Origin of the sequence: Roseovarius sp. S88 (assembly GCF_037023735.1) — a bacterium.
In the GTDB taxonomy this organism is placed as follows: Bacteria; Pseudomonadota; Alphaproteobacteria; order Rhodobacterales; family Rhodobacteraceae; genus Roseovarius; species Roseovarius phycicola.
Genome location: NZ_CP146069.1, coordinates 2,212,965 through 2,227,238 on the forward strand (window position 1 = coordinate 2,212,965; position 14,274 = coordinate 2,227,238).

General features: G+C 57.2%; 10 protein-coding genes. 4 read left to right on the top strand and 6 right to left on the bottom strand.

What is annotated here, in order from left to right; genetic code table 11:
* The first annotated feature begins 5 nt into the window (after nt 1-5).
* Nucleotides 6-707, top strand: a complete 702-nt coding sequence (lexA, locus tag RZ517_RS11225; RefSeq protein WP_317054878.1) for a transcriptional repressor LexA — start codon at nt 6-8, stop codon at nt 705-707.
* Here lexA and RZ517_RS11230 read toward each other — a convergent pair.
* Nucleotides 701-2,734 carry a ComEC/Rec2 family competence protein gene (locus tag RZ517_RS11230; RefSeq protein ID WP_338548326.1) on the bottom strand — a complete coding sequence of 678 codons (2,034 nt, stop codon included), beginning with the start codon at nt 2,732-2,734 and terminating at the stop codon, nt 701-703. The genes lexA and RZ517_RS11230 overlap by 7 nt on opposite strands.
* A 92-nt stretch (nt 2,735-2,826) precedes the next feature.
* Between RZ517_RS11230 and gltX the strand changes: the two genes are divergently transcribed.
* Together gltX and gltA are read left to right on the top strand one after the other, a co-directional pair.
* Nucleotides 2,827-4,236: a glutamate--tRNA ligase gene (gltX, locus tag RZ517_RS11235; protein WP_338548327.1), complete on the top strand. Its 1,410-nt coding sequence runs from the start codon at nt 2,827-2,829 to the stop codon at nt 4,234-4,236.
* 72 nt (nt 4,237-4,308) lie between these two features.
* A complete protein-coding gene (gene gltA, locus RZ517_RS11240) occupies nt 4,309-5,604 on the top strand; it encodes a citrate synthase (RefSeq protein ID WP_338548328.1) in 1,296 nt (431 codons plus the stop codon).
* Between the two features lie 249 nt (nt 5,605-5,853).
* On the opposite strand, the gene RZ517_RS11245 is transcribed toward gltA, so the two are convergent.
* The 4 genes from RZ517_RS11245 to RZ517_RS11260 are packed head-to-tail and all read right to left on the bottom strand — an operon-like array spanning nt 5,854 to nt 11,451.
* Nucleotides 5,854-7,038 (bottom strand): acetyl-CoA C-acyltransferase, encoded by a 1,185-nt coding sequence (locus tag RZ517_RS11245; protein WP_135502148.1) that lies wholly within the window; start codon nt 7,036-7,038, stop codon nt 5,854-5,856.
* Nucleotides 7,035-9,155 (bottom strand): 3-hydroxyacyl-CoA dehydrogenase NAD-binding domain-containing protein, encoded by a 2,121-nt coding sequence (locus RZ517_RS11250; protein ID WP_338548329.1) that lies wholly within the window; start codon nt 9,153-9,155, stop codon nt 7,035-7,037. The genes RZ517_RS11245 and RZ517_RS11250 overlap by 4 nt, the downstream gene beginning before the upstream one ends.
* Before the next feature lie 11 nt (nt 9,156-9,166).
* Nucleotides 9,167-9,853, bottom strand: a complete 687-nt coding sequence (locus RZ517_RS11255) for a dimethylsulfonioproprionate lyase family protein (protein WP_135502144.1) — start codon at nt 9,851-9,853, stop codon at nt 9,167-9,169.
* Nucleotides 9,850-11,451, bottom strand: coding sequence for a fatty acid--CoA ligase (locus RZ517_RS11260; RefSeq protein ID WP_338548330.1), 1,602 nt, complete (start codon nt 11,449-11,451; stop codon nt 9,850-9,852). The genes RZ517_RS11255 and RZ517_RS11260 overlap by 4 nt, the downstream gene beginning before the upstream one ends.
* Before the next feature lie 248 nt (nt 11,452-11,699).
* Between RZ517_RS11260 and RZ517_RS11265 the strand changes: the two genes are divergently transcribed.
* Nucleotides 11,700-12,611: a LysR substrate-binding domain-containing protein gene (locus RZ517_RS11265; RefSeq protein WP_338548331.1), complete on the top strand. Its 912-nt coding sequence runs from the start codon at nt 11,700-11,702 to the stop codon at nt 12,609-12,611.
* A 63-nt stretch (nt 12,612-12,674) separates the two neighbouring features.
* On the opposite strand, the gene RZ517_RS11270 is transcribed toward RZ517_RS11265, so the two are convergent.
* Nucleotides 12,675-14,231 (bottom strand): ABC transporter substrate-binding protein, encoded by a 1,557-nt coding sequence (locus RZ517_RS11270; protein ID WP_338548332.1) that lies wholly within the window; start codon nt 14,229-14,231, stop codon nt 12,675-12,677.
* Nucleotides 14,232-14,274 lie beyond the last annotated feature (43 nt).

The window sequence follows — 14,274 nt, forward strand, 5'->3', positions numbered from 1 at the left end:
GTTTCATGCTGACAAAGAAGCAGCTCGATTTGTTGGAGTTCATTCATAAACGGGTGCAGCGCGACGGTGTGCCGCCCAGTTTTGACGAAATGAAAGATGCGCTTGATCTGCGGTCCAAGTCCGGCATTCACCGGTTGATCACCGCACTGGAAGAACGTGGATTTATCCGTCGTCTCGCCCATCGGGCGCGGGCGCTTGAGATTGTCAAACTGCCCGACAATATGATCGGCGACAGCGCACCGGGCTTTACCCCGCGTGTGATCGAGGGCGACAAGCCCGACACGCCGCAACCCGCAAATGCCCAACCGGTTGACGCCGCACAGGTGATGGAACTGCCTTTGATGGGCCGGATTGCGGCCGGTGTTCCGATTGAGGCCATTGCCCATGCCAGCCGAAATGTGGCCGTGCCCGGCGATATGATCAGCGGCCCGGGCGAGCATTACGCGCTTGAGGTCAAGGGCGACTCGATGATTGATGCCGGCATCAATGACGGCGACGTGGTGATCATTCGCGAAACCAACTCGGCCGACAATGGCGACATCGTTGTGGCTCTGGTTGAGGATCAGGAAGCAACGTTGAAAAAGTTCTACCGCCGAGGCAATGCCATCGCGCTCGAGGCCGCGAACCCGGCCTATGAAACGCGTGTTCTGCCGGATGACAAAGTTAAGGTCCAGGGCAAGCTGGTCGGCTTGATCCGCAGCTATTGAACATGCCAGAGCCGTGTGCCGGTGACATCGCGCGCGGAAACAACTTTGATTCCGGTTGAAGTTCTGTAGAGGGCAAGCGCACCGCTTGCCCTTAGCGTTTTGGGATGAATGACCTGACATGGCAGGTTCAGGTCACGCGGCACAGTGGACAGGATCACCCAATCCTCCCGCCTGCAACTGTCAAAGCTTTCAGCAGCTTTCTTACCGCGCAGGTGGGTGATGTTCCAAGCGCGAGTTATGTCTTCCGTCCAAAGCGCGTTGGCCGCGTCCTGAGAGCTTGGATTGCCATCATTCTCAAGCCAGTTGAGCGCAACAAAGCCCGCGCCGCGAGGTTTAGACAGCGCGCGACCCTGATCCGTCATAATGCCCACAAGCCCGCCGGTTTCCGCGATGAGCACATCCGGTCTGGGTGTACCGGCCCATAGCGTGAAACCCAGGACGACAGGCACGACGCCCAACATCCGCAACCGCCCTTTCCACAAGAGCGCAAAGAGCGCACCAAGCGCGATGAGCGGCAGGACCGCCTTGCCCGGAGACGGCACCATCCCTCTTGCGCCCTCCCAGCCGGACGTTGTGTGCGCAACGCTCAGGATCCAATCGAGCGCTAGCCCCATGATACCAAGCGCAGGCCCTTCGAGGCCCAATGGCATCAGCAGACCAGCGAGCACCGCCATTGGGATAACGATCACGCCCATCAACGGCACTGAGAGAAGGTTGGCGATCAAACCATAATGCGCGATCTGGTTGAAATGCGCCGCCGCAATGGGCGCCGTGGCCAGTCCCGCCACAGCCGAGGAAATCATCACTGCGACCGCCGGGCGCAGCCAGCGGGGGCCAAGGGAAATATCCCGGCCTCTCAAACCGTTAAACACTGCGATCAAGGCGGTTGTCGCCGCAAAGGACATTTGGAAACCGGGTCCCAACAACGCCTCGGGGCGCAGAACCAGCACAATGATCGCTGCAACCGCCACCGAGCGCAGGCTCAACACACGCCTGTCCGCCAGCACCGCGATCAACATAACCGTGACCATCACAAAGGCCCGTTCGGTCGAGACGTTTCCCCCCGAGAGTGCGAAATACCCGGCGGCTGCAAAAAACGCGCCTATGGCCGCAAGTTTGCGAGTTGGCCAGCGGACATTCAGCGACGGTATCGCAGCAAAGCCCAATCTGAGCGCTCCGAAGACAAAGCCGGTCAGCAACCCCATATGTAACCCGGAGATCGCTAAGAGATGGGCCAGATTGGACACCCGCAAAGCGGTAAGTGTCTCCTGACCCATGGCAGAGCGATCCCCTGTCATGATGGCCGCAGCAAATGCCCCGGCCTCGCCCTCCAGTTTGGATTGCACCCGAGCTGATAAGGCCATGCGCATGCGGGTGATCCATTGCCCCTGCCCCGGCGGCCTCAGGCGCAGAACAGGTGTGCGGGTGTATCCGACGGCTCCCAGTTGCTGAAACCAGGCGTGGCGTTGGAAGTCGAACCCGCCGGGCTCAACCGGGCCTCCGGGAGGGGACAGATGCGCTGTCATGATCAGAGTCGTTCCAGGCGTCAGTGGCACAATCGGAGGATCCCCATGCAACGCCACACGCACGCGCGCCGGTATCTCATCCATCGGAATGCCGGTCAGGACCACCTGGTCCAATGTCAGGCGCAAAGCATCAGAGGCCGAACGATCCAGCGCCACAAGTCGCCCTTGCACCGGACCGTAGTATCGCCACCCCAGAACCGGCTCGGCTAGCATATGCGCCCGCACCCCGGCCAGGACTCCGCCAAGAGCCACAAGTGACAAAGCCCAGAGTGCCGGACGGACCTCAGGAGCCAACCAGCGACCGACAACAAGAAAACCGCCTGCTCCCATTCCCAGTACGACGTAATGCGTCACCCCAGGTTCAAATTTCAGAAGAAAATACCCGCCGATTCCCATGGCCAGACAGACCGGCACCCAGCCGAACTGATACCCACGTTGAGACAGCCATACCAATGTGATGGTTTGGCGCAGCCGAACCGCAAAAGCGTGCGCATGGCTCAAGGCTTGTTTCCTGTGCAGCGGCTAGGTAGACAGACCTCGCCGGTTTGCGCGCAAGCTTGGCCTCTGCCTCTTACTGAAAGGTTAACGTTTTCATGGCGCAAAAGGTTGTGACCCGCTTCGCCCCCTCGCCTACGGGCTATCTCCATATTGGAGGGGCACGTACAGCCCTCTTTAACTGGCTTTACGCACGGGGCGGCGGCGGGACGTTTCTCTTGCGGATTGAGGATACCGACCGCGCACGCTCTACCCCTGAGGCCACACAGGCCATTCTGGATGGCATGGCCTGGCTTGGGCTGGATCACGACGGCGATGTCATTAGTCAGTTTGACCGCGCCAACCGTCATGCCGAAGTGGCGCATCAGCTTCTGGCCGAAGGCAAGGCCTACAAATGCTTCTCCACGCAGGACGAAATCCAGGCCTTTCGTGAGGCGGCGCGCGCCGAAGGTCGTTCCACCCTGTTTCGCAGCCCCTGGCGCGAAGCGGACCCGGCCACCCATCCCGACCTGCCCTACGTGATCCGCATCAAGGCCCCCCAAAATGGCAATACTGTTATTCGGGATCAGGTGCAGGGCGATGTCACGATCCGCAATGACCAATTGGATGACATGGTCCTGCTGCGCAGCGACGGTACGCCTGTCTACATGCTGGCCGTGGCGGTGGATGATCACGATATGGGGGTGACACATGTGATCCGGGGCGATGATCACCTCAACAATGCCGCACGCCAGATGATGGTGTTTGAAGCCATGGGCTGGGACATCCCCGTCTGGGCGCATATTCCGCTGATTCATGGTCCTGATGGCAAGAAGCTGTCAAAACGCCACGGGGCACTTGGCGTCGATGAATACCAGAAAATCGGCTATCCGGCGGCTGGTATGCGTAACTATCTGGCGCGACTTGGGTGGAGCCACGGAGATGATGAATTCTTCACCGACGCCCAAGCCCAGGAGTGGTTCGACCTCAGTGGAATTGGCAAGTCTCCGGCCAGGTTTGACTTCAAAAAACTGGAGAATCTTTGTGGCCAGCATATCGCCGCGAGTAACGATGCTGCGCTGCTGCATGAATTGGAGGATTTTCTGGCCTCGACCAGAGCAGATGCCTTGCCCACAGCAAAACGTGATCTGCTGTCAACGGGTATGTACTGCCTGAAAGAGCGGGCCAAAACCTTTCCTGAACTGATTGATAAGGCTGAGTTTATTCTCACAGATCGACCAATCACTCCGGATGAGAAATCCGCCGGACAGCTTGATAATGTATCCCGTGGTATACTGCATGAATTGACGCCGCGACTGCAAGATGTTACGTGGTCTCGTGACGCTTTGGAGGCCGCTGCAATGGCCTTCGCGGAGACCAAGGACATCAAGTTCGGTAAGCTCGCCGGCCCCTTGCGGGCAGCCCTTGCAGGACGAAGCGCAACACCCAGTGTGTTTGACATGATGCTGGTCCTTGGGCGAGAGGAATCTCTGGCCCGACTAAACGACGCGGCCCAAGCTCAGGCTTAACCAAGCCTAAAGGGTCACGAGACTATGCACAGCGCGATGTCACACGGCATCTGCGAGACGAGGGAGACCCCGATGGCCGAAAGCACGAAATCCGCAAAACTGACGATTGATGGCACCGATTATGATTTGCCGATATATTCGCCGACGGCCGGACCGGATGTCCTCGACATTCGCAAGCTCTATGGTCAGGCGGGTGTGTTTACCTACGATCCGGGCTTTACCTCGACGGCATCTTGCGACAGCACGATTACATTTATTGATGGCGGCAAAGGCGAGCTACTGCATCGTGGCTATCCGATTGATCAGCTTGCGGAGAAATCGCATTACCTCGAAGTGTGCTACCTCCTGCTCTACGGTGAGCTACCCGATGCTGCGACGTTGGAGGATTTTGAGAACCGCGTGACCATGCACACCATGCTGCATGAGCAGATGCATTTCCTCTTCCGCGGCTATCGCCGGGATGCGCATCCGATGGCCATTATGGTCGGCGTCGTCGGCGCGCTCAGTGCCTTCTACCACGACAGCACCGACATTTCCGACCCGTGGCAGCGCGAAGTCGCCTCGATCCGCATGATTGCCAAGATGCCGACGATTGCGGCGATGGCCTATAAATACACGCTGGGCCAGCCGTTTGTGTACCCGCGCAATGAGCTGGACTATGCGTCCAACTTCCTACGCATGTGCTTTGCCGTGCCTGCCGAGGACTATGAGGTGAACCCGATCCTGAGCCGCGCGATGGACCGGATCTTTACCCTGCACGCCGATCACGAGCAGAATGCGTCGACATCCACTGTTCGTCTGGCCTCCTCCTCAGGGGCCAACCCGTTTGCCTGCGTAGCGGCCGGGATTGCGTGCCTCTGGGGACCGGCGCATGGCGGGGCGAACCAGGCCTGTCTTGAAATGCTGCGCGAGATCGGCTCGGTTGACCGCATTCCAGAATACATCGCACGCGCCAAGGACAAGGACGATGATTTCCGCCTGATGGGTTTTGGCCACCGGGTCTATAAGAACTTCGATCCACGCGCGAAGGTGCTCAAGCAATCCGCCGATGAGGTATTGGATCTCTTGGGCGTGGAAAACAACCCCACCCTTCAGGTTGCCAAGGAGCTAGAAAAACAGGCTCTGGCGGATCCGTATTTCGCCGAGAAAAAGCTGTTCCCGAATGTGGATTTCTATTCCGGCATCATTCTGGATGCGATGGGCTTCCCCACGTCGATGTTCACCCCCATCTTTGCGCTCAGCCGCACGGTGGGCTGGATTTCACAATGGAAAGAAATGATCGCCGATCCACAACTCAAAATCGGCCGCCCGCGCCAGCTCTATCAGGGTGAGACGCTGCGGGATTATGTGGATATGGAGAACCGGTAGTCCAGCCGGCATCAAACCAGAGTTTGGTTTCAAGTGTAGAAAACCACCCTCACACCATTGTAAGGGTGGTTTTTGTTTAATGACTGCTTGGCGGGACCTTTCAGACTTTCGCTGCGAGTTCTCAAACGGCTGCTATTTGCACATTGCGCCCGACATAAAACGCGGCGTGGGAACAAAAAGACTTTCACAGATGCCAGGTTGTCAATGTCGCAGCCAGGTAACTCTTGGTCTGAACTCATTTCAGCAGGGTCAGGCGACTTCGAACAACGCTGCGGCGCCCATGCCTCCGCCAACACACATGGACGTAACCACGTATTTTACGCCACGACGCCTCCCCTCAAGCAGGGCATGCCCGACTTGCCGCGCGCCTGTCATGCCGTAGGGATGGCCGATCGAGATGGCACCGCCGTTCACATTGTAGATTTCGGGATCGATCCCAAGGTGGTCGCGGCAATACAGAACCTGGCAGGCGAAGGCTTCGTTAAGCTCCCAAAGGCCGATGTCGCTCATGCGAAGACCTGCAGTCTTCAGCAGCTTTGGAATGGCATAGATCGGGCCGACCCCCATCTCTTCCGGTGTGTTTCCTGCAATCGCCATACCGCGATAGATACCTAGCGGTGTGAGGCCCTGTTGCTCAGCCATTTTGCTTTCCATGAGCACACAAGCCGAGGCACCGTCAGAAAGCTGGCTTGCGTTTCCGGCAGTGATCACGCCGCCTTCGACAACCGGGTTCAACACCCCAAGTGTTTCGACCGTCGTGCCCGGCCGGTTGCCTTCGTCTTTTGACAAGGTCACTTCTTCCAGGGTTTCCTCTCCGGTGTCGCGGTTCCTGACGCGTTTGACCGCCGTGATCGGGACGATCTCGTCGTCAAATGTGCCAGCGGCCTGAGCCCGGGCCGTCCGACCTTGCGAAAGTGCGGCATATTCATCCTGCGCCTCGCGGCTGATCCCATAAGCTCGCGCCACATTTTCCGCCGTCATCAGCATCGGCATATAGGCATGCTCTGATTGGGCGATAACATTTGGGTCTTTCTCATCGCCCGCCCATTTCAGATATGCATTCTGCAGGGCGGAAATATTCTCCTGCCCGCCCGCCACGGCAACGTTCTGACCATCCACAATGACCTGCTTTGCAGCCGTCGCAATGGCCATCAACCCGGAGGAGCATTGCCTGTCGATCGTCTGTCCTGCCACCGTATTGGGAAGGCCCGCCGCCAGCGCCGACAAACGGGCGACATTCATGCCTGCGGTTCCCGCAGTCAGGACCGATCCGATGACGACATCTTCGATCGAACCGGGGTCCACACCTGCACGTTCAACCGCGCGCTGAATGGCGTGCCCCATCATGGTGGGGGATTTGATGTTGTTCAGCGCACCTTTGAAGGCCACCCCAATAGGGGTTCGTGCGGTTGAGACGATGACGGCTTCTCTCATGATTTTTCCTTTTTGGCATCAAAATGCGCGGCAAGTGTCACGCCCGAGGTTGCGAGGTCTTCCAACAAAGGCGCAGGTGTGAACCACATCTCGCCATAGGTACCAAGCGACTGCCGATAGTGGTTCATTCGTTCCAGAATCTGGCTCAATCCAATCTCATCGGCATAGTGCATTGGGCCGCCGCGCCAGTCCGGAAAGCCATAGCCATTGACCCAGATCAGGTCGCAATCACCTGGGCGCGTTGCAATGCCCTCTTCAAGGATCAGAAAGCCCTCGTTAATCAGGGGATAGATACATCGCTCAAGGATTTCCTGATCGTCGATGTCCCTACGCTTCACACCATGCAGGCCCGCCAAATTGGTGCTGATTTGAACTAACTCAGGGTCTTCGACCCGTGTCCGTCCCTCGTAGACATAGCTTCCCCGCCCGGTTTTCTGACCCAGTCGGCCCAGTTCAAACAACCGGTCCTGCACAGCCTGGTATGTCGGGTCATGTGCGATTTCACTACGCCGTTCCTGACGCACGCGGGCGCCCACATCGACCCCGGCCAGATCTGCCATCGCATGAATGCCCATGGCCATGCCGAAGCCTTCAAGGACGTTATCCACCTGTTTCGGCGTCGCCCCCTCTAGAAGCAGACGGGATCCTTCGCGGAAGTATGGTTCCAGCATCCGGTTTCCAACAAAGCCGTAGCACACGCCAACCGTGACAGGGAGCTTTCGGATCTTCTTTGCGACCATGATTGCCGTTGCAATGACATCGGGAGCGGTCTTGGCGCCCCGCACCACCTCTAGCAAGCGCATGACGTTCACCGGGCTGAAGAAATGGAGACCAATCACATCCTCCGGACGGGACGTGACCGCAGCTATTTCATCAAGATCCAACGTCGATGTGTTTGAGGCCAGTATCGCGCCAGGTTTTGCGTGCCGGTCTAACGCTTCGAAAATCTGGCGTTTGACATTCATGCTTTCAAACGCCGCTTCAATAATCAGGTCGGCCTTCGCAAGGTCTGCATAGCTGAGTGTCCCGGTGGCGTTGGCGGCGACTGCCTCTGCCCGATTGGCACTAAGCCGCCCTTTTTGGGCCGCACGCTGGAAATGCTCCCGGACCTTTTCCAGCCCCTGTTCGAGCGCGCCTTGCGTCGTTTCAAGAAGCGTGACCGGATACCCCGCCTGCAGAAAGGCGATAGCAATGCCGCGCCCCATTGTTCCGGCACCGATCACGGCGACCGATGAAATGTTACGTGGTTGGTCAGCACGGGTAACGCCGGGAACCTTGGTGCATTCACGCTCTGCAAAGAACAGATGCCGCCCGGCGCGCGATTGAGGTGTGTCGAGCAGTTCAGCGAAACCTGCCTTCTCTTGTGCCAACCCCTCGGACAGCGGCAATTCGCACGCGGCCTCGATGGATACCAAGCAGCGTTCAGGGGCGACAAGGTTTTTGGACCTGTGCGCTATCTGGTCTCGGAAACCCGCGAGATAACCCTTCGGATCAGGGTGTGTGACGGTCATATCCGCGCAACTGCGTTTCGGATCGCCCTCATGGCTGACACGGGTGGCGAAGTCCAAAACATGCGCGCAAAATTCCTGGTCGTTCTCAAAAAGCGCGTCGACCAACCCGCAAGACGAGGCATATTCGCCTTTCACGGGATCACCCGAAAGGATCATTTGCGTTGCCGCTTCCAGTCCGGCAATCCGTGGCAGCCTTTGGGTGCCCCCGGCGCCGGGAAGCAGCCCCAGCTTGATCTCGGGAAGCCCCATCACGGCGTCTGGTGTGGCGACACGGTAATCACAGGCAAGTGCGATCTCCAGAGCACCTCCCATCGCAGGGCCTGCTATCGCTGCGATAACCGGCTTCCTGCTGGTTTCAATCGTGACACACAGGTCCGGCAGGTCCGGCTTGTCCCAAACAGCCCCGGTGCGGAACTCAACGATATCAGCGCCGCCACAAAAGAGCGGCAGGGCCGAACACAGAACGATGGCTGTGACCTGGTCATCAGATTCAAGGTCGTGAATGGCTGAAGAAATCGCCTGCCGCATCTTCAGGCCGAGGGCGTTAACCGGCGGGGCATTCAGTTCGATGAAAGCGACACCCTCGGTGCGTTCAATGGAAATCATGTTCGGAAACCTCAATCAGGCTGCTTGGAAAGATCCTGTTCGACCTCGGCCCAGTCGTCGAAATGGATCACGTTGCAGGGTGAATGCACGTTCTCGAGCCAGACAAAGACCGAGATGAATGGCTGGTCATAGACCCTTGTGGCGTGGGGATCGCCCGCCGCGTTCCAGATAAGTGATCCAGCCGGATAATCCTGCCAGTCACGGCTGCCAAACCGCCAACCGGATTTCTCGGACAGGTTCAGGTACAGTTCTGGCGCGTCGTGGTTGTGGTCGCGATACAGTGTCCTTGGGCCCAGCATGAAAATGCCAAGGTTGAAGTCGGGATGGTGATGCCCACATGCATCGGGCCCGATGAGCAGGGTATGCAGGTTGCACTTTGTGTATCCCTCCCCCAGATCGGCACCAGGGGGATAGAATTGGGCGTTGTCTTCGCGCCACACCAGATCATCCTTCGCCGCTTTCAGACAACCCGCGATATCCTGCAATTCGGGGGCGACAACCCCTTCGATGGCGTTCTTCAGAACCTCATCATGCCGGGTTCCTTGGGGAGGTAAGTCAATGAGCCTCTCATCGGACAGGTCCATGGCTGCCAGCTTGTCCAACGTCAGATCAACGCCGCGCGTGGCAGCTCTGTGAGCCTTCAGATAGGTGACAATGGATTGAATAAGCGCCTTAATACGGCGTTGCTTGTCTGTCATGATTGGCCCGCGCGAGTTGAAATGTCTTGCCGCACGAGCTTCTTGTCGAGCTTGCCGACGCTGGTTTTAGGCAGGCTGCTGACAAAGAAAATTTCGTCAGGAACGGCCCACTTCGAAAGTTCACCTGCGTCAACGCGCGACTGAATTTCCGCCATGACGCTTAAACGCACAATATCCGGATCGGCATCTTTTGCGGCTTGAGTGACCAACACTGGCCGTTCGCCCCACTTCGCGTGCGGCAGTCCGATCGCGGCGACGTCCTCAACGCCGCTGCAAGACGATACTATGTTTTCCAGTGCCAGCGAGGAAATCCATTCGCCGCCGGTCTTGATCACATCCTTGAGGCGGTCAGTAATCTGTAACGACCCATTCTCGCGGATATACCCAACATCCCCGGTATGCAGATAGCCACCATCCCAAAGCTCACCCGAGGCTTGCGCGTTATCCAGATAGCCTTGTGTCAGCCAGGGAGCCCGAGCAACAACTTCGCCGGTTGTTTCGCCGTCATGCGGGACGTCTTTCATATCCGGTGTCACGACGCGAAGGTCGACAAGCGGGCCGGGAAAGCCGGTTTGCGCCTGCACCTCTGGATCGTCGCTGGACAAATCGGCCACCGTCAGAAACGGACAGGTTTCGGACATACCATATGCCGCATGCAAGGATATGCCTGCCGCCGCCGCCCGGTCCTGCAGACTGCGCGGCAAAGCGGCGCCCCCAATGATAACTTTCCATTTGCTCAGGTCAGTTTGCGGGCAGTTGGGATGGTCGAGCACCATGGACAGAACCGTGGGAACGCAATGGGAAAAGGTGACGCCTTCGGCTGCAATCAATCGCAAGATTATGTCAGGGTCATATCGACCGGGATAGACCTGACGCAGCCCCAGCATCGTTGCGGCATATGGAAATCCCCAGCCGTGGACGTGAAACAAGGGTGTCAGCGGCATGTAGACGTCGCCGCGATGAAACCCGGAATTCCCGGGCCATGCGCCGAAACCTGCGATCAAGCCCAATGTGTGAAGGACCAACTGCCGATGTGAATAGCTCACCCCTTTGGGATTGCCGGTTGTCCCGGTCGTATAAAACAGGGTTGCGGTTTGGTTTTCATCGAAGTCCGGGAAGTCAAAGCTGTCTGGGGCCTCGCCTATCCACTTTTCATACCCTTCACCGTCTCCAATCGGCACGATGATGATGTCCCGATCGAAGCCCGGTCTGATATCATCAATGAGCGGCATGAAATCGCGGTGCACGATGATCAGGTCCGGCTGCCCATGGTTGATTGTATAAAGAACCTGGGCAGGAGATAGACGGACGTTGATCGTAAAAAGGGACGCGCCCATCATCGGGATCGCGAAAAAACACTCAAGATAACGGTGCGTATCCCAATCCATGACACCGACGCGCATGCCCTCATGTATCTCGCTGGCCTTTAGAGAATTGGCAAGTTGGCGCACGCGTTTGCCCAACTCCGCGTAGCTCAGCCGCATTTCGGTGCCGCTGACGATTTCCTGGCAGGTTGAGGCGAAGTGGGGTCCGTTCAGCAAGTGTTTGATCAGCAACGGAAAGCCATATGCATTTGACGAAGGCGATGGTGCTTGCATGAAGGTGGAATCCTTGAACTTCTTTACTTGCCAGTCTGACATTTCTCACCCAGTCGAAGAACTGAAAGAATTTTCCCTTCATCAAGATTTTCTAACCAATGCCAAAGCGCTGAGAATTGCGTGTGACCAGCTGAAAAGCTATGAGAAAATCTATGAAGACTCAGGAATTCCCGATTCTGTCGTCGGTTATCCCCGCTCAGTGATGAGCAGACTGCAATCATCGAGGTGGCCAACCGGTGAAGACCCAAATGCCAACATTGGTTTCGCTACGCGCGTTTGAGGCAGTGGCGCGCCATAGGAGCTTCCGCAAGGCGGCTGACGAGATTTGTGTGACGCATGCGGCAGTCAGCCACCAGGTCAAAGCGCTGGAAACATCAATCGGTGTCAAACTGCTGGAACGCACAAGTCGTTCGGTCGAACTGACACCGGCCGGAGAGCAATATTACCCGCCGATCCGCGAACATATTCAGGGTATTGTCAAAGCCACGCGGCGCATCCAGACACCTGAGGAACCGGACGTGTTGCTCGTTCAGTCCTACGCAAGTTTCAATACGATGTGGCTCCAGCCCAGATTGGCTGAATTTCTTCAGGATAATCCGGATACGCGCGTGCGCATTGTCTCTACTTTTGAAGACGGTGATTATGATATGCACCGGTTCGATGTTGGCGTGTTCAACGCGCCACCGTTCGATAAGAGATTTGACTATAGCCCCTTGTTCGAAACAGATATCTACCCGGTATGTGCTCCGGAGGCCTTGAATCCCTCAAACGGTGGAATTCTGCTGGAAGAGCTTAGTAATTTCCTACTGCTGAGTATCCCAAACACATGGAATGAGCCGGATGACTGGGATTGTTGGTTGGATGCGGCGGGCTTGGACCGCGGCACTATGAAATTTGGCTCAATTTTCGACAATTACCCGCTTGTCCGTGAGGCAGTTCTAAACAATCACGGCATCAGCGTCGCAAGGGCACCGTTTTGCGCGCGGGATCTTGAAAGGGGGCGCCTGGTCAGACCGTTCGACATTTCGGTGCCCGAGCCAGGCCGCTGGTATCTAGCGATGCAAAAAGAACGTGCACCCAATCCAAAGCTCGATACATTTGTCGCATGGCTGTTCGAACAGATCGAGGCCGACCCGACCATGCGGTTTTTTAACGCCTGACTTTAAAACATTTTGAATTGGGTTTCGGGTGTCGGACCCACCGACACCCCGGTTTTCATGAGGTTAGGCGAACCACCAGCGCTCCATAAAGCGGTTGCCGTCGAGATCCCAGTCAGAACCCATGACTTCGGGCAGCCCCAACTTGTCGTTGACTGCAAAAACCCAGTCGTTGAACATTGGAATGATCGCGCCACCATCGGTCGCGCAGATCTCCTGCATTTCCCAATACATCTCGCGGCGCTTGGCATTGTCGAGTTCGGCACGTGCCTTGATCAAGAGGTCGTCAAACCGCTCATTACACCAGAAGCTCTCGTTCCAGGACGCGCCGCACTGATAGGCAGTCGAGAACATTTGGTCCGGAACCGGACGGCCGGCCCAGTATGAGAATGTAAACTCCTTTTTCATCCAGACATCAGACCAGTAGCCGTCATTGGGTTCACGGATCACGTTGATATCGATACTAGCCGCCTTGGCCGAGGCCTGGAAAAGCACCGCAGCGTCCACCGCACCGCCAAAGGCCGCGTCCGCAGCCGACAAATTCACCTGCAAATTGTCTATGCCGGACTGCTGCAAATACCACTTGGCCTTATCTGGATCGTATTGTTTCTGCTCGAGCTCAGAGTTGAAGTACTGTTCGCCAGCGCCGACCGGATGATCGTTGCCAATCGAGCCGAAGCCGAACAGGATCTTGTCCACCATTTCTTGACGGTTGACGCCGTATTTCAGAGCTTGACGGACATTGTTGTCGTCATAGGGCGCCCGGCGTACATCCATCGGGATCGAGTAATGCGCCTTGCCCGAAATTGAGTGGACATTGACACCCGGCTTGCGCCCCAAAAGCCCGGCAGTTTTCAAATCTACCCGGTCAATCACATCTACATCGCCCGAAACAAGCGCCGTGGTCCGGGCGTTCAGGTCGATCAGCGCCAGAAATTCGACGGAATCGAAGAAAGCCACGCCATCGCGCCAGTGGTTTTCATGCCGCTCCAAATTGGCCGAAACGCCTAAGTCGATGGAGGCACTCTTATACGTGCCGCAGCCATTTCCCGACTGCCAGTCAATCGAGTCGCCATCTGCTTTGCAGATCGGCAGGTGGTAATCAGTGAGAAGGAATGGGAAGTCGGCATTGCCACCGCTCAGTTTGAAGACAACGGTGTCGTCGCCCTCGATAGTGATATCCCGTACCGGCTCGACGAGCGGCGCTGCCGCCGAGGTCGAGCCTTCGCCACGGTGGAAGTTGATCGAATTGACAACGTCCTGAACGGTAAGCTCTTGCCCATCGTGGAACTGAACGCCCTTGCGGATCTTGAAACGCCATTCTGCGGCGTCCTCTGATGCTTCCCAGCTTTCCGCCAGTTCTGGCGTAAGTGAACCGTCAGGACCGACTTGGGTCAGACGGCCATGCACAGCATGTGTCCACGCAATCATAAAGCCAGAATCATACAGGCCGGGGTTCAGCGTGTCGGTTGTCTGGCCATGCCCAAGGCCAACCCGCAAATGACCACCTCGTTTGGGCGCGGCTCGGGCCGCACCTAATGGCAACGACGCGGCAGCAACTGTCGCTGCAGTGGTTTTCAAGAATCCGCGGCGATCGAGAAGGCCGCCTTTGATAAGAGTCATGTTCGTTCTCCCTGAATGTTCCGATTTGCGACCGCACGCCCGT

What these genes read in the sequence shown, in the direction of transcription:
- gltX (WP_338548327.1), top strand. Translation starts at nt 2,827, where the DNA reads ATGGCGCAAAAGGTTGTGACCCGCTTCGCCCCCTCGCCTACGGGCTAT.
- RZ517_RS11255 (WP_135502144.1), bottom strand. Translation starts at nt 9,853, where the DNA reads ATGACAGACAAGCAACGCCGTATTAAGGCGCTTATTCAATCCATTGTC.
- lexA (WP_317054878.1), top strand. Translation starts at nt 6, where the DNA reads ATGCTGACAAAGAAGCAGCTCGATTTGTTGGAGTTCATTCATAAACGG.
- RZ517_RS11250 (WP_338548329.1), bottom strand. Translation starts at nt 9,155, where the DNA reads ATGATTTCCATTGAACGCACCGAGGGTGTCGCTTTCATCGAACTGAAT.
- RZ517_RS11265 (WP_338548331.1), top strand. Translation starts at nt 11,700, where the DNA reads ATGCCAACATTGGTTTCGCTACGCGCGTTTGAGGCAGTGGCGCGCCAT.
- RZ517_RS11260 (WP_338548330.1), bottom strand. Translation starts at nt 11,451, where the DNA reads ATGCAAGCACCATCGCCTTCGTCAAATGCATATGGCTTTCCGTTGCTG.
- RZ517_RS11270 (WP_338548332.1), bottom strand. Translation starts at nt 14,231, where the DNA reads ATGACTCTTATCAAAGGCGGCCTTCTCGATCGCCGCGGATTCTTGAAA.
- gltA (WP_338548328.1), top strand. Translation starts at nt 4,309, where the DNA reads ATGGCCGAAAGCACGAAATCCGCAAAACTGACGATTGATGGCACCGAT.
- RZ517_RS11245 (WP_135502148.1), bottom strand. Translation starts at nt 7,038, where the DNA reads ATGAGAGAAGCCGTCATCGTCTCAACCGCACGAACCCCTATTGGGGTG.